Below are 17,295 nucleotides of genomic sequence, written 5' to 3'. Positions count from 1 at the left end.
GCGCCGACGAGGGCGCCGGGGATGCCGGAGTGGTGTTGCCGGCCGGCGCCGGCGCTGGCTTGGTGCTTGACCCCAGGCCGATAGCCAGCGCGGCGCCCACCAGCAGGAGCGCCAACAAGGCGCCGATGACCATCAACGGAGCCAACCGCCGCCAGACGGACTTCTCGAATTCCGGGAGCGCGACCGCGGCTTGCTCGGAGGCTTGCTCGGACCTCGGCGCCGGGCTCGCGGACGTGGGGCCGGCGCCGGTGGCCTCCGACCAGGCCATCGCGGGCGCCGTCCCGGGTGAGGGCGCCTCCGCCGTCGCGGTCCCAGCGCCACGACGACCCGGCCAGGCTCGCGCGGTCGCCGTGGCCGTCACCATCGCAGAAGCGGGCGCCGTTGCCGGCGCGGCCGGAATCAGCGCGGTCGCGGTGTCATCCACCGGCCCCGGCGCGACCCGCAGCGCGGCCCCGATCGCCGCGGTCAGCTGAGGCTGCGGCGTCGTGATGACCGGCACCCGGAAATGTCCCGACAGGGTCGTGGTGACCGCCGGGATGTTCGCCCCGCCGCCCACCGAAACCACCGCGGCCAGATCGCGAATCCCGTTGCGCCGCAACGCCTCGTCCAGCACCGCCACAAAGTTGGTCAGCGGCTGGCGGATGGCGTCCTCGAGTTCGTTTCTGGTGAGCCGGATGTCGCTGACGGCCAGGGAAGTCACCGTGGTCGACGAGAGCTGCTCCTTGGCGCCGCGGCACCCGCTGCGCAGCGGGCTCAGCGAGCCGACGCTCGGCGCGTCGGCCAGGACAGCGGTCAGCAGCGCCTGGTCGATAATGTCGCCCGAGAAGTCGGGATAGCGCACGGTCGGGGCGAGGGCCTGGTAGTTGCCGGCGGCGTCCATCAGCGTGACGCTGGTGCCGCTGCCACCGAAATCGCACACGGCCACGGTGCCGCGCGCGGGGATGCCCGGGTTGGCCCGCACCGCGAACAAGGTCGCCGCGGCATCGGGGATCAGCACCAGCGGCCGCGCGGGATCCTTCCATTCGGAGACGCCGCCCAGCGCGGCGCCCAGGGCGTGCACGGAGTTGTCGGACCAATGGGCGGGATAGGTCACCGCGATGTTTTCGGGCAGCGGGCGCCCGCCGGTCACCGCGTACGCCAGCGCGCGCATCGCGTCGGCGATCAACGCGTCGCCGCGGTGCACCGAGCCGTCGGCGGCCCGGATTCCCACCGGATCCGCGACCCGGTCCACGAAACCCGTGATGACCACGCCCGGCTCGTCGAGTCGAGGGTTTTCCGCGGGGACGCCCACCTCGGGCGGGCGTTCGCGATAGAGCGTGAGGACCGGCTTACGCGTGATTACGAGATTGGCGGTCGCGGCCGCGAGGTTGGTGGAACCAATTGACAGGCCCAGCGCGGGCCTCACTCTATCGACCATGTATCAATCCCCACTTCAGCAGCACGGCTAATCGTGCCGGGGGAACCTATAGCCAGTCTCTGCGCATGCTATGCGTCAGCTGTATAAGCCCGTCAGCGAATGGAGCCCGCCCCGGCGATCAGCGGAAGGTCGAGCGGGGTGACCCAGCCCGGCCGCAGGTCGTTGACCGCCGGCACGGCGTTGAGCGCCCGCATCCCGGTGGCCAGGCAGCCGGCGGTGGCCGGGTCCCGGCCCGAGCCGTCGGTGAACCGGAACGCGGTCTCCTGGAAGATGCTCGGGGTGCCCTCGATGTCCACCCGGTAGACGTCGTTGTCGTGGCCCGACGGCCAGTCGGGGGCGGCGTCGTTCCCGATCCGGTTGACGTGTTCGAGCTGGATGCGCGTCTCGCCCTTGTAGATGCCGTTGATGGTGAACCGGACGGCGGCGACGTGCCCGGGCTTGATGACGCCCTTGGCCGTCGTGCGCTCGGTGGGCGTCACCCACTTGTCCCAGGTGGTGGTGATCTCGTCGAGCATGATGCCCGCGGCGTGCGCGATCATCGGCACGGTCGCACCCCACGCGAAGATCAGCACGCTGGGGTTTTCCAGCATCGGGCTGAATTCGGGCTCGCGGCCGATGCCCATCTCGACCTCGTAGTCGCCCTCGTAGTTCGTGTAGTCCAGCAGCTCGGAGGCCCGCACACGGCGCACCTCCGAGCAGACGCCCATCAGGGTCATGGGAAACAGGTCGTTGGCGAAACCCGGGTCGATGCCGGTGGTGAAGCACGAGGATCCGCCCAGCTCACAGGCCTCGGTGATGGGCTCGATCCAGTTGGGCGGGTTGAGGTGCATGGTCGGCCAGACCCACGGCGTCATCGCGGTCGAGCAGACGTCGATGCCGGCCCGCAGGAACCGCGTGATCAGTGAGATGTTGGCGTCGGCGTGCATGGCCGTCGGGCCGTAGTGCACCAGCGCGTCGGGGCGCAGCGCGATCAGCGCGTCGACGTCGTCGGTCGCGACGATGCCGATCGGTTCCGGCAGCCCGCAGATGTCGCCCACGTCGCGGCCGATCTTGTTGGGGTTGCTGACGCCGACGCCCACCAACTCGAACAGTGGATGCTTGACGATCTCGGCGATCACCATGCTGCCGACGAATCCAGTGCCCCAGACCACCACGCGCTTTGGGTCGTGTCCCGACATACACACCTTCCTGACCATTAGCCCCCGGTTCACCCTATAGACCAGGCGATGTTCGTGGTGACACGATGTGAAACCATGACCAGTCATCTGCGCGGGCCGTCGATCCTGTTCGCGATCGGCGTCGGGCTCGCAACCGGGTGCGGCGTCGCGAACGCCGGGCCCGAAAATCCCAGGGTCACCTACGAGGTGAGCGGCCCGGCCGTCGCCGAATACATCTCGTATCAAACCGACAACGGTCAGCTGCACGCCGTGAACGCCAAGCTGCCCTGGTCGACGCAGTTCACCGGTTACGGCGGCGAGGTGTTCGTGATCAGCGCCCAGGGGCCGGGTCCCATCTCGTGCAAGATCAAGCTCGACGGCAATGTCGTCAGCGACGCGACGGCGACGACGGGAACGCCGGCCAGAACCGTGTGTACGCACTGACAGCGGCCCAACCGTGTCACTCAAGACAGGCATCGCGACTCGCGCGAACGGGGCGCCGCCGCCCGAGATCCCGCTGGCCGACATTCATCTCGAGTCGCTCGAGTTCTGGGGGTACGACGACGACTACCGCGACGGCGCCTTCGCCACGCTGCGCCGCGAGGCGCCGCTGTCGTTCTGGCCGGCGGTCGAGTACGAGGGGTTCGAGGCCGGCAACGGGTATTGGGCGCTGACCAAGCACGACGACGTGCACTACGCCAGCCGCCATCCGGACATCTTCAGCTCCGCCGGCGGCATCACGATCGGCGACCAGATGCCGGAGTTGGCCGAGTATTTCGGCTCGATGATCGTGACGGACGACCCCCGGCACCAGCGGCTGCGCTCGATCGTCAGCCGCGCGTTCACCCCGAAGGTGGTGGCCCGCATCGAGGCCTCGGTGCGCGAGCGGGCGCACCGGCTGGTGTCGTCGCTGATCGCCAATCATCCCGACGGCGAGGCCGATCTGGTCAGCGAGCTCGCCGGGCCGCTGCCGCTGCAGATCATCTGCGACATGATGGGCATCCCCGAGGAGGACCATCAGCGCGTATTCCATTGGACCAACGTCATTCTCGGGTTCGGGGACCCGGACCTGTCGACCGATTTCGGGGAGTTCACGCAGGTTTCGATGGACATCGGCGCCTATGCCGCCGCGCTGGCCGAGGATCGCCGCGTCAACCACCACGACGACCTGACGACGAGCCTGGTGGAGGCCGAGGTGGACGGCGAGCGGCTGACGTCGCAGGAGATCGCGTCGTTCTTCATCCTGCTGGTCGTCGCAGGCAACGAGACGACGCGCAACGCGATCAGCCACGGCGTGCTGGCGCTGTCGCGCTACCCCGACGAGCGCGAGAAGTGGTGGGCCAACTACGAAGGCCTGGCCCCCACCGCCGTCGAGGAGATCGTGCGGTGGGCCTCCCCGGTGGTCTACATGCGGCGCACCGTGACCCGCGACACCGAGCTGAGCGGCGTCAAGCTGGCGGCCGGCGACAAGGCCGCGCTGTGGTACAACTCGGCCAACCGCGACGAGTCAAAGTTCGCCAACCCGTGGATGTTCGACGTGGCCCGCGATCCCAACCCGCATCTCGGCTTCGGCGGCGGCGGCGCCCATTTCTGCCTGGGCGCCAACCTCGCCCGCCGCGAGATCCGGGTCGTGTTCGACGAATTGCGCCGCGAGATCCCCGACATCGTCGCGGTCGAGGAACCCTCGATGCTGCTGTCGCAATTCATCCACGGCATCAAGCGGCTGCCGGTCGCGTGGACGCCAAGGAGCTGAGCATCGCCTCGGATCTCTCTGAGAACGGGTATCACCCTTCAAAATTTGATAGCGCATGCGCTATCAAGTTTTGAGACAGCCACACCCCTTCGCAGAGCCGGGCATCCCAGAAGCACCGAACCCGGGTTTACGCTGACCAGCGTGACCGACGTGACCATTCCCGCGTTTCCCTCCCCCGACGTGCTGGCCGCCCGCGAGAAGCTCGTGCTCGACCACTTTCACGACGAGGTCCGCCAGGCCTGGGACGACGTGCTGGCGACGTTCCCACACCCGCATTACGAACTGATCCCGCAGATGATCGTCCACGACGGCGACGAGGCGGTGCGCGGCTACTACGTCTATACGAGGACCGCGTTCCCCGACCAGGACCACGAGATCATCGCGCTGCGGCACAGCGCCGACGCGGTGATCGTCGAGTTCTGGCTGATGGGCACCCACCGCGGATACCTCGGCAAGGTGCCGCCCACCGGCAGCCGCTTCCGGGTCCGGATGAACGCCTACTTCGTGTTCGACGACGCCGAAACGCTTGTCTGCGAACGCATTTACTTCGACACGCTGACCATGATCAAGCAGCTGCTGGGCGGCCTGGACATGAAGAAGCCGGCCAACTGGTTGCTCGCCGCACGCTGCGTGCGCGGCTTCCTGTCGATGTCGTCGGAAAAGCCGGACCCCGCACTGACTTCCGCATAGACCGGCCGCTAGCAGCCCAGTTGTGCTGCCAGGTCCAGGAAGTCGGACGCGTTGACGTCGAACTCGTCGGAGTAGGCCACGTCGGCGTCGCCGTCGGCCCCGAACTCCAGCGGCCGCGCGACGAAGGCCGTCGCAAAACCCAGCCCGCCCGCCGCGCGGATGTCGTACTTGTGGCTGGCCACCATCATGATCTCCGCGGGCTGCAGGCCGAGGTAGGTCGCGGCCATGCCATAGATCGCCGGGTCCGGCTTGAACACCCCGGCCATCTCCGCGGCGAAGATCGCGTCCCAGGGCAGGCCCGCGCGCTTGGAGATGTTGACCACCGCTGACACATCGGCGTTCGACAGGGTGGCCAGCGTGTACAAGCGCTTCAACCGCGTCAGCCCGGGCACCACGTCCGGCCACGGCCGCAGCCGCTGCCAGGCCAAGGTGAGCTCGTCGCGCTCGGCGTCCGAGAACCCCGCGATGCCGCCGTCGGACAGGACGGCATCCAAAGCGCGCCGATACACCGAGTGCACGGAGACCCAGCCGCTCCCCTGCGCGCCGTCCAAAGCCGCGAAGTAGCCTGCGCGCCAACGCCGCACAAAGTCGCCCCAGTCGGCCTGAGGGTGCCGGCCCGCGCTGATCCGCGCCGCCTCATCGCACACGGTCGAATGAAAATCCGTCGCCGTGCCCTGCACGTCGAACAACAGCGCCTTGACCACACGCCTCATCATGCAGGCTAAAATCTGCCACGTCGAAACGCTTGACCATCCATGCCGAGGCGGGTAGTTCGTGGCCGAACCTGACGAGCGCGAGCCCGACTACCGCTTCACCTTCGCCAACGAGCGAACCTTCCTGGCCTGGCAGCGCACCGCGCTCGGGCTGCTCGCCGCGGCGGTCGCCCTGGTTCAGCTGGTTCCGGAGCTGACCGTGCCCGGGGCGCGGCGCGCGCTCGGCATCGGGCTCGCCGTGCTGGCTACCCTCACCAGCGGAATGGGTCTGGTGCGCTGGCGGCAGGCGGATGTCGCCATGCGGCACGGCGATCCGCTGCCGCGCCATCCCACCCCGGCCTACCTCGCGGTGGGCCTCAGCGTGGTGGGGCTGGTCGCGATAGGGCTCGTGATCGCCAAGGCGGTCATGGGTTGAGCGACGCGACGCCGACAGTCCATCCGCGGGCTAACGAGCCGGCCGACCGGACGACCCTGGCGTGGACGCGAACGGCCTTCGCGTTCCTGGCCAACGGCGCGCTGCTGATGATCAGGAACCTGCACGGCCCCGTCGGGCCGTGGCAGTTGGTCCCCGCCCTTCTCGCCGCCGTCGTCGCGCTGGCCACCTACCTGATCGCGGTGCAACGCCAGCGCACGCTGCAGCGGCAGCCGCTGCCGGCGCGGGTCACCCCACGCCGGCAGGTGTACGGCATCGGGGCCGCCGTGCTGGTGCTCATCGTCGTGACGATGGTCGCTCAACTGGTCTAGCGATGAACGCCCTGCATGTCCCCTCCGGGGTTGAGAGCCGCGACGTCATCGTTCAAGGCATCCGCACCCGGGTGTTCGAGGTGGACCCCCGCAACGGCGTCACCCCGCTGATACTGCTGCACGGCGGTGGCCTCGACTCGGCGCTGGTGTCGTTTGGTTCGGCGCTGGTTGCGCTCGGCGAGCGCCGGCGCGTCATCGCCCCCGACCTCCCGGGATACGGCGAAACCGAGTTCCCGGAGTCGTCGTTTTCCATCCCGTGGTACGCCGACTGGGTCGCCCACCTGATTCGCGCCTACGGCTTCGACCGGGTCGATCTCGGGGGGCTGTCGCTCGGCGGTTGGATCACGCTCGAGATGGCCATCACCCGTCCCGAGGTGGTGCGTCGCGTCGTCGCGATCAATCCCGGCGGCATCACCGAGAAGTTCAAGTTCATGCGCACCGCCGAGTGGGTCGCCCACCATCCAGGACTGGGAAAGCGAATGAACAAGCTCGCGGTGAGCCTGGGTCGCGGGCCTGTTCGCGCGCAGTTGCGCGCCAGCCTCGGCATGACGAACGCCTCGGCGCTGTCCGACGACTTGATCGACGCGGTCATCGTCAGTGGCAAGCTCCCGCATGCGGGCGAAGCGTTCGCCGCCACGCAACGATGGGCCTTCGGCGCAGGACCGGACGGCCTGTCGCTGGTGTCCAGGCTGCCGCGAATCACGGCCAGGACGCTGATCCTGGCCGGCCGCGACGACAGGCTCGTGCCGGTGGCCGATTCGATCCGAGCCTCGCGACTCGTCCAGGACGGACAGGTGCGAGTCCTCGAGCCCTGTGGGCACTGGCTCGTACGCGATCGCCCCACCGAATGTGTCCAGGCGCTGAATCAATTCCTCGACGCCGCCTGACGACTCGCGTTACCAGAGAAGCTTCATGAAAGTTCAAGGAAATTCCCAGGTTTGGGGCCCTGCTCATCTGGGCAAGATTTTGGCATGATCGCACGTCAAATAACTCGCATCGCTGTTTCTACGGCAGCGGCGGTGTCGGGCATCGGCGCCACCGTTGTCGCGCCCGCCATCCCCCTAGCCTTCGCCCAATGTCCGGACGTCCAGGTGGTCTTTGCCCGCGGCACCGGTGAGGACCCCGGCGTCGGGCCGACCGGACAGGCATTCGTCGACAACCTGCGCTCGCGCATCGGCGGACGGTCGCTCGACGTCTATCCCGTCAACTACCCCGCCAGCAATGAGTGGGCCACCGGCCTCGACGGCATCAAGGACGCCGGCTTCCACGTCGAGGACATGGCGAAGAGCTGCCCGAACACCAAGATGGTGCTCGGCGGCTACTCGCAGGGCGCGGCCGTCATGGGGTTCGTCACCTCGGCCGCCGTCCCGGACGGGGTCGACCCCGCGACCGTGCCGAAACCCATGGACCCTTCCGTGGCCGATCACGTCTCCTCGGTCGTGCTCTTCGGCATGCCCAACGTCCGCGCGATGAACTTCCTCAACCAGCCCCCGGTCGCCATCGGCCCGCTGTATCAGGCGAAGACCATCAAGGTGTGTGTGCCGGAGGACCCGGTGTGCTCGGACGGGATGAACTTCGCGGCGCACAACACCTACGCCTCCGACGGGGAGATGATCGACAAGGGCGCGGCGTTCGCGGCCAGCCACCTCGGCGGCAACGCGGCGACGCCCGGGGCGCCCAGCGGGGGCTTCGGCACCTGAGCCGCTAGGCCGGGCCTTTGGCGTTCAGGAAGGCGACGATCCCCGCCGTGACGGCGGCGGCGTACTTCGCCTGGCCGTCGGGGGTCTGCATCCGCGCGGCCTCGTCCGGGTTCTTCATGTTGCCCAGCTCGATCAGGACGGCCGGGTACTGGGCCAGGTTGAGCCCGGCGAGGTCCGCGCGCCCGTAAAGGCCGTCCGAGCCGATATACGTGGACGGGTGAAAGCCCGCCTGCACCAGGGCATCCCGCATGGTGCGCGCGAGCTGGACGGCCGGGCCGGCCTGCACGTCGTTCAGCGGCGGGCTGGAGTAGTTCACGTGGAAGCCCGAGCCGGACGCCGGCCCGCCGTCGGCGTGGATGCTCACGATGGCGTCGGGGTGCATCGCGTTGGCCGCCGCCGCGCGAGCGTCGACGCAGGGGCCGACGGAGCTGTCGTTGTCTCGGGACAGCTGCGTGCGCACGCCCATTTGGTTGAGCGATCCATTGATCAGCCCCACCACCGCCCAGGTGAACGCGTGCTCGGGGTAGCCCCCGTCGGTGGCGGCGCCCGACGTCTGGCATTCCTTGGTGCCCCCGCGGCCGTTCGGCACCTGTTGGTTGATCGAGGCGTCGTTCACGGCGTTGTGGCCCGGGTCGAGGAAGACGCCCATGCCGGCGATGCCGGCGCCCGCGCGCGGCGCGGCGGCCAAGGCCGTCCCCAGTAATGCCGGCGCGGCGCCGGCGTACCTCAGCACGTCGCGCCGTGAAACGGGCCGCTCGCTCACCCGCGCGATGGTAACAACTGCTATGTCTCGTCGACGGCGGCCAGCAAGGCGGCGCAGACGCTCTTCAGGAAGGTGGTCGGCACGCTGTAGCCACAGGTCACCATCCGCAGCGTGCCGTCGTAGGTGGTGATCCCGGTGACGTACTCACCGTCGGTCTGGCTCTGGACCACCGGTCCCCACACGGCCGTGGGCCGCAGCGGGCCGTCGCCATCGAGGTTCTGCACGCCCAGATTGCTGATGAGCATTTCCCACGGGAACAGCTGACTGAACAGTTCCTCGGCGTGGCGGGCTTCGGCGTCGACGGGCACCGCCTCCTGAATAGCCAACGACGCCGTGCGAATCCCGCGCGCCGACCTGGCCACCTCCAGGTGGGCGGTCGTCGCGCGCGCCTGCTCCCAAAACGCAGCGCCGTCGAGTGGGGACAGCCCCGTCCACGTCGACTGGATGTAGAGCCCGCAATCCCGCTCGACTCCGATCAGCGCGCGGAAGTTGATGGGGTTCAGCACGCGCACGAAGTCTTCGCCGCACAGCGCGGCGCGTACCCGGCACATCGCCACCACCATCGCCGCGTGCACCGTGGTGCGCTCCGCCCGGCAGCGCTCGACCAACCGCGCGGTTTCCAGCGGCCCGATGGCCATCGTGTGCACATTGGTCAGGGCGCCGTCGAAGGGCCGGATGGCACTGGGCGTTCGCATCCTCGGGTCGTCGGGCAGCTCGGCGGGATCGAGCGGATCGATGTCGCCCAGGGTGCCGGCGATGATGTGCTCCTGGGATTGCGGCACAGGCAAATTCGGCAACACCTCGCCGTTGAGCGCGGCGATCACGTCCTCGAGAACCAGCACGGAGGAAATCCCGTCGGCGATGGTGTGGTCAAACGTCAGCAACAATGCGCTGCTCGCGGATCCCTGCACCAACGACGCCCGCATCAGCGGCGCGCGCGAACGGTCGAACGTCCGGCTGAGCTCCTCGGCCGCGGTGGCATGCCACGACCAGCCCACGCCGCGGCGGACGCTCAACTCGATCGGTGCGACGGTCGCCGCGCGATAAAAACCCAGGCGAATGCCTGGCCGGTCCTCGACATGCGCTGACAACAAGGGATGTCGGTGCTGGACGGCCGCCAACGCACGTTTCAGCCGGTCCGCGGTCAGCACCTCGCCGAACTCGGCGACCAACAGGAAATGGTCGGGGTTGTGTTCGCCGTAGCGGTAGAAAAGCCGTTCTAGGGCGCCGAGAGGACGAACGCTTCTGATCACCAAGTCTCCAAACATCGTTGGGCAGTGCGACACACTGCACACGGATCGTGGGGAGACTTGGTTCAGCGCGGTGTGCGAAATCACCAGGGATTAGCGCAGGTTTCGGAGTTGCTCTCCCAACTCGCGGTTTTCGATCGGAGCGCCGAGGAAGGGAGCCGCCGCGCGCGCGATCGCGGCCGCGGCGATGGGACGCGGTGGGACCTTGTAGAAGTGGTTGCCGATGACCAGCCAGCCGCCGCCGTTGACGGCGAAGCCGCCGATCAGATGTCCGACGAGACCGGGTGTCTTCCAATGGGATTCGCGGGCGATCACCGTCACGGTGTTGTCGTACGCGTTGGGCACGTACACGCGCGACCCGTCCGGGCTCACCGCGAGGTACGTCGGAGCTTTGCCGACGGGGATGATCTCACTCAAGGCGCTGGTGGTCGTGTCGATCACCGCCACCGTGTTGTCCTTGACATCGGGAAAATACATGCTGCCGTCGGGGCTGATCACTGGGTCTGCCGGGTAGTTGCCGACGGGGATGGTGACAACCACCGTATTGGTCGCGGTGTCGATCACCGTCACCGTGCCGTTGTCGATGTCGGTGACGTAGACGACGCCGCCGTCGGGCCGGACCGCAATCCCGGCAGGAGCCAGACCGACCGGGATATTGGCGATCACGGTGTTGGAGGCGGTGTCGATCACCGACACGGATCCGGCGGTGGATGGGGGGGAAGTGATGTCCGGCTGATTGGCCGTATACACGTGGGTGTCATCGGGGCTGAGGGCGATGCCGTATGGGCGTCCCATCACCCCGACCGTGGTGACGGCGTGGCTGGCCGTGTCGAGGACCGATATCGCGTCGCCGTCGGTGTTGATGAGGTAGAGGCGCGCGCCGTCGTGGCTGAACTTCCACCCGTCGGGGGTGCCGGGCGTGCTGCCGAGAGGGATCGTCCCGGTGATCGTTTTCGTAGCGATGTCGACGACTTTTATCGTGTTGTTGCCGACGCACGCCACATACAGCCGGGTGCCGTCGGGATGAATCGTCAGGTCTCGCGGTTTGTCGCCGACGGTCATGGTCTTGGTCACCGCGTTGGAGGCGGTGTCGACAACCGACAGCGTGCCGTCGCCACTGGCGAGCAGGGTCAGGACATACAGCGCAGCGCCGTCGTGGCTGAGGACGGGTGAGTCAGGAAAGTTGCCGACTGGGATGGTCGCGGTCACCGTGTTCGTCGCGGTTTGGATCACCGACACGGTGGCGCCGTCAAGATTGACGACATAGGCGTGGGCGCCGTCGGAGCTGACGACGACCCTGACCGGAAGCTGACCCACCGGAATGGTTGCGATGACCGCGAGCATGACGACCGCCTTCCACTCGATGCCGATGGCTGACTTGAAGCATCCTCGGCCGACTGCCGGACAGACACAAGCTCTTGTCAGGGCGGCCCTGACGTCGTACCGTGTCAGGAAGATCCTGACAACTGGGAGTCCCCATGAGCCCCACCAAGCAGACAGCACAGATCTGGTGTTCGTTCTGCGGCAAGTCCAACGCCGAGGTCGACAAGCTGGTCGCCGGGCCGGGCGTGCAGATCTGCAACGAATGCATCGACCTGTCCCAGGCCATCATCGACGAGTACCGCGACAAGCCCAACGAGCTACGGATGCCGATCTGGGAGTCGTGGAGCGACCAGCAGATGCTCGACCACATCCCCCGCATGGCAGTGGTGGCCCAGCAGGTCGAGGCTGACCTGCGCGCCTGGGTGCGCGAGCTGCGCCGGCGCGGCATCACCTGGGCCAAAGTCGGTCAGACGCTGGGCATTACGCGCCAGTCCGCGTGGGAGCGGTTCTCCGGCGAATAGATTCAGGCGTTGGTCAAGGCCTGCGCCGCGGTGCGGAACATGGTTTGCTTGATCGCGCCGAGTGTGCCGGGGTCCTTGCCGGACAACGGGCGCAACAGGTCGACGGCGGCGGCGGTCACCTCGCCCTCGCCCGCGGTGGCGTCGACGATGCCGAACTCGACGGCCTCGGGGCCGCCGAAGCGTCGCCCGGTGGTCATCGACGCGATCGCCGCCTGGGGGGTGAGCTTGGCCTGGATCAGCGCGGCCATGCCGTCGGTGAACGGGATCCTGATGTCGACCTCGGGGAAGCAGAAGTAGCCGCGGTCGGCGCGCATCACGCGCACGTCGTGGGCCATCGCGAGCATGGCGCCGGCGCCGAAGGCGTGCCCGGTGACGGCGGCGGCGGTCGGCGTCGGGAAGGTCAGGACGCGGGCCAGCAACGCCTGCACCCGCCCGACGTAGGACTGCGTCTGGTCGCCGTGGGCGCCAAGCCAGTCCAGGTCAAGCCCGTTGGTGTAGAACTTGCCGCGCGCGGTGGTGACCAGGCCCTGGGCACCGGCCTTTTCGATCTCGTCGAGGTGGGCGTTGATGGCGTCGAGAAACTCCGGCGAGAACCGGTTTTCGTCCTCGCCGAGGTCGACGACGGCGATCTTGTCGTCCCAGGCCAGTGTTGGTGTCATTTTGTGTTCCTTTCTGTGCTTCTGCGTCGCAACGGCGGCGGGCCGACGGCCAGCGCGGCGCGGACCGCGGCCCGCAGTCGTGCTCGGGCGTCTGGATCGTGAATTCGCTTGCGTTCCAAGAGGATTGCGTTCGGAAGGTCGACGATGCACATGGTGATGACGTCGACGGCCGTCGCGTCCTTGCGGTCCCACAGGGCGCGGGCGAGGCGAATCATCGCCTGCACCAGCAGGCGGTCCAGGTCGCGCAGCTGGGCGGCGAGCTCGGTCGGGGTGTCGGGGCCCAGCAGCTCGTCGCGGCGCACGGTGAGGATCAGCTGCGAGGAGTACGGATACTGCTCGGCGAACACCGCCACCGCCTCGGCCGCGGCCACCACCGCGTCGGCGGCGTCGCCGTCGAGCGCGGCGTCGATCAATTCGCCTTGCGCGCTGAGGAATCGGTGCCCGGCCCGCAGCCAGGCGCGGCCCACCAGGCCCGCGCGCGAACCGAACGAGTGGTAGAGCGCGCCGTTGGACACGCCGGTCGCGTCGCTTATCGCGCGGATCGTGACGGCGACGGGACCGGATTGCGCCGCCAACAACTCCACGGCATCAAGGATCTGATCCTGGTCGTGGACGCGAGGGCGAGGCACATGGGCAGGATAACAGAGCGTCCGCTCTGTTATCTACGGGGCTGTCTCGGTCAGGCCTGTGTCGGCGCCGACAGGTCGCACTGCCGCTGTGCCGCGCACAGAATCGAACCGGCGGTCATGTACGCGCGCTTGTTGCGGTCGGCGCAGTCGATCGGCAGGTCGGCGGCCAGGCGTAGCACCATCTGGGCGAGCGCGGCGTTGGTCGCATACGGCACCACCAGGAGGTTCGCGCACGCATCCCACCCGTTGATGGTCATCACGTGCTGTCGCTTGTGCTCCCAGCCCGGCCAATTCAGGTCGGGCGGTCGTTGCAGCGGTGACCAGTTGACGTTGATGGATTTGATGTCCCCGAGCAGCGGGGTCAGAACGGAAACCAGGGAGGGCAATTCGTTCGCGATGCGGTCCACGCGCGGCCACCACGCGCCGTCGATGTCGTGGCCCAATTCGCGTGCCACGCACACTCGTATCGGATTGGTTCCGTGTCGGCCCCGTAGGTGAGGCATCGATACTGCGATATCCACGGGCAGTTCCTTCACGGTCGGCATCGACCGCCCCGGGGCGCTGGGGCGACGGAGGAATCGCATTGCCTGTGGATGCCATCCGTGGATGAGCAGCGCTGACAACGAAACGGCTCGTTCTCAGACGTTACGCCAGTGCGGCGCCGCCGTACATCGTGGGGCCGGGTTTGAGGGGTGGGGTGGTTCCAGGAATTGATAGCGCATGCGCTATCAATTCCGCGGCTCACCTACCGTCGCCGATTCAGCCCTGCTGAATGTTGTTGTCGTAGCCCGAGTTTGTGATCTTGGGCGTGCCGGTGTGGTAGGTGATGTTGTTGCTGTACCCGGAGACGGTGATGGCGTCGACGCTGTCGACGTTGACCTTGTTGTTGTAGCTCGAGATCGCGAGACCGGCGCAGTGCCCGGTGACGTTGAATTCGTTGCCGTAGCTCGAGATCTTCAGGTTGCCGTCGTTGCAGGTGTCGACGCGGACCACGTTGCTGTACCCGGTCGATTCGATGGCGTCGGCGTTGTCGACGGTGACGTTGTTGTCGTAGCCGCCGATGGTGAGGCTGGCGCAGTGGCCGGTGACCACGTACTTGCTGTCGTACGCGGCCAGCGTGAGCTTGCCGTTGTTGCAGGAGATCGTCCTGGCCTGCGAGTTGTCGCTCACGCGCAGCTCGCCGCCCCACGGCACCGCGGTGGGACCGCTGGACGTTGTCTTGCCGGCGCCGCCTCTCGAGATCGAACTACTGAAGGACGACCTGGCGAACGTCATCACCAGGCTGATGATGATCGGCACCACGACCGCGACCAGGACAAGGACGAGGTACCAGGGGTACGACTTGCGCCGCGGTTGCGGGGCACCCCAGGGGAATGGCCCGCCACCCGTGTAGGTCGGGCCACTGCTGTAGGTCGGGGCGCTGGTGTACGTCGGGCCGCCCGTGTACGGCGGCGGGTTCTCGGTGTAGGACTCGCCTCCCGTGTACGGGGGCGGGCTCTGCGGGGGCCGCGTGACGTCGGCAAGCTCTCGTTCTAACTCGCGGATCCGCTTTTCGGGATCGTCGTCCTTCATTTGCCAAATGGTTCCACATCCGCAGCTGGGCGGACAGCCCTCAATTTGCCGCGACGCGCCATGGGCCAAGCCCCCTCCGCGGACCCGATGAATTCCTCCTGAATAGGCGGCGAAGCGGGGGTTCGCCCGGAAACCTCGGTGTAACGTCCGCACTCGCTGGTCCAGCAACACCCGCTCACTCTCGGCCCGCTCGCATGCGCGCCGACGGATCTTTGGGGGTGCCCCGTGAGCACATCCGAGACGACCGACACCGACGAGGTCGTGGTGTCGTTGCACGACGAGGCCCTGCTGGTCGGCGGTGACCCCGCCGCCGTCGAGTCGTATCTGGCGCGGCTGCGGGCTGCCGCCGGGCAGGCGATGCGGGTCGCCGGGATCGACGGCGGCTCGTTCGCGAACGCGGCGAGCGGGCTCGCCGGGCTGACCTCGCTGCTGGCCGACTCCGGCAAGTACGTGCAGCTGCACCGCGACAGCCTGAACGCGTTGAAGGACGGCAATCTAATTCCCGTGGGCGACGGCGTCTTTCGGGTGCTGACGAACGCTGAATTCCTCGCGCCCCTGCAGTGGCGACCGGCGGTGCTCGGTCCGGAAGCGATCGCGTCGGCGCAGATGATCGCGGTCCAGATGGCGTTGACGTCTGCGGTCGCCCAGGTGGAGGACGCCGTCCGGCGCGTGGAGGACAAGGTCGACTCGGTGCTCGAGGTCGCCCGGGCACAGCGCGCCGGCGACGTGCTGGGCAACAGCCTGACGATCTCGCGGATGGTTGACTCGCTGGACAAGTACGGCTCGCTCCCCGATGCCTACTGGGAGTCGGTGGCCGTCCTGGGGCCGGCGCTCAACGTCACCGTCGAGCAACTGCGCAACCACGTCCGGCGCATCCTGGCGTCGCTCGATCCCACCCTGGGCGTGCAGCACCGCGCCGAGAAGCTGCGAAACGCGGTCAGCGACAACCGCCTTGGCGAAACCCTGAGCCTGCTGGTGATCGCCGAGGGGGCGCTGCACAAATGGCAGCGGCTGAACCTCGCGCGCATCGAGGCCACGCAGCCCGAGCAGCTGCTGCGGGCGATCGACGAGGCCCGCGAGCTCGTCGACCATCATCTGCGCCAAGACGTCGACATCTACGCCAGCGCCAAGGAAATCCTCGACCGGTTCGCCAAGCCGGCGGTGCTCGACGGCTTCCGGTTCTGGGCGGTGCGAGAGTTGGCCAGGCAGCGCCGCGCGGTGCGCGACGAGCTCGATCGTTTCGCCGAGGCGCGCCACCACCAGGTCGAGACGTGGGAGGACTTCCACATTCCGAGCGTGTTCGACGCCGCCTTCGCCACCATCGGGGCGGTTGGCACCACCACGGGCCGCGCGCTGGCTGCCGTCGGCCGAGGGCTGGTTGGTTTGGGCGCACACGTCGCGAGTCCGTTCCGGGGCAATGCCACCGATGACGAGCCAGACGGCGCGGCGTCGACGCCGGCGGCGCATTGAGCCATCGCTGGCAGCGGTCGAGACCTCCTGACGATCCGGCTTTGTGAGTGCAATGCTGGTCGTGACGCGCCGGCAAGTGTGTGCAGTAAGGAGACACCAGCTATGCCTTCTGTTTCTGATCGAGTGGGCAGCCCCGAAGCCGAAGGCGTGCCCGATGCCGTTGGCGCGACTGCGCCGGGCAACTGGCTGCGCGCGCTTGAACTGCGGGCCATCCCCGAATACCTGGTGGCGCAGCTTTCCCGTGACGTGATCGCGCGTTGGCCCCGCGGCGACGGACACCCGGTGCTGGTGCTTCCGGGGTTTCTGGCCGGTGCGCGATCAACTCAGTTCCTGCGCGGCGCGCTGCGCGAGCTGGGATATCACGCTCACGACTGGCGCCTCGGTGTCAACCTGGGGTACCGGCCCAGCATGAAAGAGCAGCTGCCGGCGCGTCTTCACCAGCTGCGGTCGCGCCACGGACGGCGGGTCAGCGTCATCGGCTGGAGCGCAGGCGGCATCTATGCCCGCGAGTTGGCGCGCGCGTTCCCCGATGATGTGCGATCGGTGATCACTTTGGGTTCCCCGTTCCGCGGCGATCACCGGGCTACCCATGCCTGGCGCATGTGGCAGCTGCTCAACCGGGGTGCGAGCGCCACATCGGCCGTCTCGGAAGCCGCCCGCATCAGGCGCGAGCAGCCGTTGACGGTGCCAACCACCTGCATCTACAGCAAGACCGACGGGATCGTGTCATGGCGGTGCTGCACCAGCCTGCCCGCGCCGCGGACCGAAAACGTCGAAGTCCATAGCAGCCATTTCGGATACGGACACAACCTCGAAACCCTCTACGTGATCGCCGACCGCCTCGCGCAACCTGAAGGACGCTGGGAGCCGATGGGACGATCCGCGGATGAGGAGCCGGCATAAGCGGCTTGTCTTCGGTCGGGCTCGTTGGGCC

19 protein-coding genes and 1 pseudogene are annotated in these 17,295 nt (G+C 67.8%); 10 read left to right on the top strand and 10 right to left on the bottom strand.

Annotated elements, in window-relative coordinates; genetic code table 11:
* Nucleotides 1–1,417 (bottom strand): Hsp70 family protein (locus AWB92_RS10575; protein WP_142282036.1); only part of this gene is annotated, 1,417 nt, incomplete at its 3' end.
* Between the two features lie 92 nt (nt 1,418–1,509).
* A complete protein-coding gene (locus AWB92_RS10570) occupies nt 1,510–2,595 on the bottom strand; it encodes a dihydrodipicolinate reductase (RefSeq protein WP_085185374.1) in 1,086 nt (361 codons plus the stop codon).
* Nucleotides 2,596–2,670: 75 nt separating this feature from the next.
* Between AWB92_RS10570 and AWB92_RS10565 the strand changes: the two genes are divergently transcribed.
* The 3 genes from AWB92_RS10565 to AWB92_RS10555 all read left to right on the top strand — a co-directional run bounded on the left by AWB92_RS10565 (nt 2,671) and on the right by AWB92_RS10555 (nt 5,017).
* On the top strand, nt 2,671–3,018 hold the full coding sequence (locus AWB92_RS10565) for an MmpS family transport accessory protein (RefSeq protein ID WP_085185334.1): 348 nt from the start codon (nt 2,671–2,673) through the stop codon (nt 3,016–3,018).
* Between the two features lie 13 nt (nt 3,019–3,031).
* Nucleotides 3,032–4,327 carry a cytochrome P450 gene (locus AWB92_RS10560; RefSeq protein ID WP_085185332.1) on the top strand — a complete coding sequence of 432 codons (1,296 nt, stop codon included), beginning with the start codon at nt 3,032–3,034 and terminating at the stop codon, nt 4,325–4,327.
* A 150-nt stretch (nt 4,328–4,477) separates the two neighbouring features.
* A complete protein-coding gene (locus AWB92_RS10555; protein WP_085185372.1) occupies nt 4,478–5,017 on the top strand; it encodes an ester cyclase in 540 nt (179 codons plus the stop codon).
* Nucleotides 5,018–5,025: 8 nt separating this feature from the next.
* Here the strand turns inward: AWB92_RS10555 and AWB92_RS10550 are convergent, their stop codons facing one another.
* A complete protein-coding gene (locus AWB92_RS10550) occupies nt 5,026–5,733 on the bottom strand; it encodes a haloacid dehalogenase type II (protein ID WP_085185330.1) in 708 nt (235 codons plus the stop codon).
* 58 nt (nt 5,734–5,791) lie between these two features.
* On the opposite strand from AWB92_RS10550, the gene AWB92_RS10545 reads away from it, so the two are divergent.
* From AWB92_RS10545 to AWB92_RS10530, 4 genes are all read left to right on the top strand, one after another.
* Nucleotides 5,792–6,145, top strand: coding sequence for a DUF202 domain-containing protein (locus AWB92_RS10545; protein WP_068110802.1), 354 nt, complete (start codon nt 5,792–5,794; stop codon nt 6,143–6,145).
* Nucleotides 6,142–6,474, top strand: coding sequence for a DUF202 domain-containing protein (locus AWB92_RS10540; protein ID WP_085185328.1), 333 nt, complete (start codon nt 6,142–6,144; stop codon nt 6,472–6,474). Before AWB92_RS10545 ends, AWB92_RS10540 begins: the two co-directional genes overlap by 4 nt.
* Before the next feature lie 2 nt (nt 6,475–6,476).
* Complete coding sequence (locus AWB92_RS10535; protein WP_085185326.1) at nt 6,477–7,361, top strand: alpha/beta hydrolase; 885 nt, start codon at nt 6,477–6,479, stop codon at nt 7,359–7,361.
* An 84-nt stretch (nt 7,362–7,445) separates the two neighbouring features.
* The gene (locus AWB92_RS10530; RefSeq protein ID WP_085185324.1) at nt 7,446–8,174 is read left to right on the top strand and encodes a cutinase family protein; all 729 of its coding nucleotides are present in this window, start codon (nt 7,446–7,448) and stop codon (nt 8,172–8,174) included.
* 4 nt (nt 8,175–8,178) lie between these two features.
* Here the strand turns inward: AWB92_RS10530 and AWB92_RS10525 are convergent, their stop codons facing one another.
* From AWB92_RS10525 to AWB92_RS10515, 3 genes are all read right to left on the bottom strand, one after another.
* The gene (locus AWB92_RS10525) at nt 8,179–8,937 is read right to left on the bottom strand and encodes an Rv3717 family N-acetylmuramoyl-L-alanine amidase (RefSeq protein ID WP_085185322.1); all 759 of its coding nucleotides are present in this window, start codon (nt 8,935–8,937) and stop codon (nt 8,179–8,181) included.
* A gap of 20 nt (nt 8,938–8,957) precedes the next feature.
* Nucleotides 8,958–10,190, bottom strand: a complete 1,233-nt coding sequence (locus AWB92_RS10520; protein WP_241523425.1) for a condensation domain-containing protein — start codon at nt 10,188–10,190, stop codon at nt 8,958–8,960.
* A gap of 90 nt (nt 10,191–10,280) precedes the next feature.
* Nucleotides 10,281–11,531: a beta-propeller fold lactonase family protein gene (locus AWB92_RS10515; RefSeq protein WP_085185318.1), complete on the bottom strand. Its 1,251-nt coding sequence runs from the start codon at nt 11,529–11,531 to the stop codon at nt 10,281–10,283.
* Between the two features lie 134 nt (nt 11,532–11,665).
* Between AWB92_RS10515 and AWB92_RS30465 the strand changes: the two are divergent.
* Nucleotides 11,666–11,806, top strand: a pseudogene (locus AWB92_RS30465) (ClpX C4-type zinc finger protein); the annotation flags it as partial.
* A gap of 227 nt (nt 11,807–12,033) precedes the next feature.
* On the opposite strand, the gene AWB92_RS10505 reads toward AWB92_RS30465, so the two are convergent.
* The 4 genes from AWB92_RS10505 to AWB92_RS10490 form a co-directional block, all read right to left on the bottom strand.
* Entirely contained in the window at nt 12,034–12,690 is a 657-nt protein-coding gene (locus AWB92_RS10505; RefSeq protein WP_085185314.1) for an enoyl-CoA hydratase-related protein, read from the bottom strand.
* Entirely contained in the window at nt 12,687–13,319 is a 633-nt protein-coding gene (locus tag AWB92_RS10500; protein WP_085185312.1) for a TetR/AcrR family transcriptional regulator, read from the bottom strand. Before AWB92_RS10500 ends, AWB92_RS10505 begins: the two co-directional genes overlap by 4 nt.
* Before the next feature lie 50 nt (nt 13,320–13,369).
* On the bottom strand, nt 13,370–13,822 hold the full coding sequence (locus tag AWB92_RS10495) for a DUF5994 family protein (protein ID WP_085185370.1): 453 nt from the start codon (nt 13,820–13,822) through the stop codon (nt 13,370–13,372).
* A 256-nt stretch (nt 13,823–14,078) separates the two neighbouring features.
* Nucleotides 14,079–14,891 carry a DUF3060 domain-containing protein gene (locus AWB92_RS10490; RefSeq protein WP_085185310.1) on the bottom strand — a complete coding sequence of 271 codons (813 nt, stop codon included), beginning with the start codon at nt 14,889–14,891 and terminating at the stop codon, nt 14,079–14,081.
* Between the two features lie 225 nt (nt 14,892–15,116).
* On the opposite strand from AWB92_RS10490, the gene AWB92_RS10485 reads away from it, so the two are divergent.
* On the top strand, nt 15,117–16,361 hold the full coding sequence (locus tag AWB92_RS10485; protein WP_085185308.1) for a hypothetical protein: 1,245 nt from the start codon (nt 15,117–15,119) through the stop codon (nt 16,359–16,361).
* 123 nt (nt 16,362–16,484) lie between these two features.
* Nucleotides 16,485–17,264, top strand: coding sequence for an alpha/beta hydrolase (locus AWB92_RS10480; protein ID WP_085185306.1), 780 nt, complete (start codon nt 16,485–16,487; stop codon nt 17,262–17,264).
* Nucleotides 17,265–17,295 lie beyond the last annotated feature (31 nt).

Source organism: Mycobacterium sp. IEC1808 (assembly GCF_002101935.1).
Taxonomy (GTDB): domain Bacteria; phylum Actinomycetota; class Actinomycetes; order Mycobacteriales; family Mycobacteriaceae; genus Mycobacterium.
This window is presented reverse-complemented; position numbering and strand designations above follow the sequence as displayed.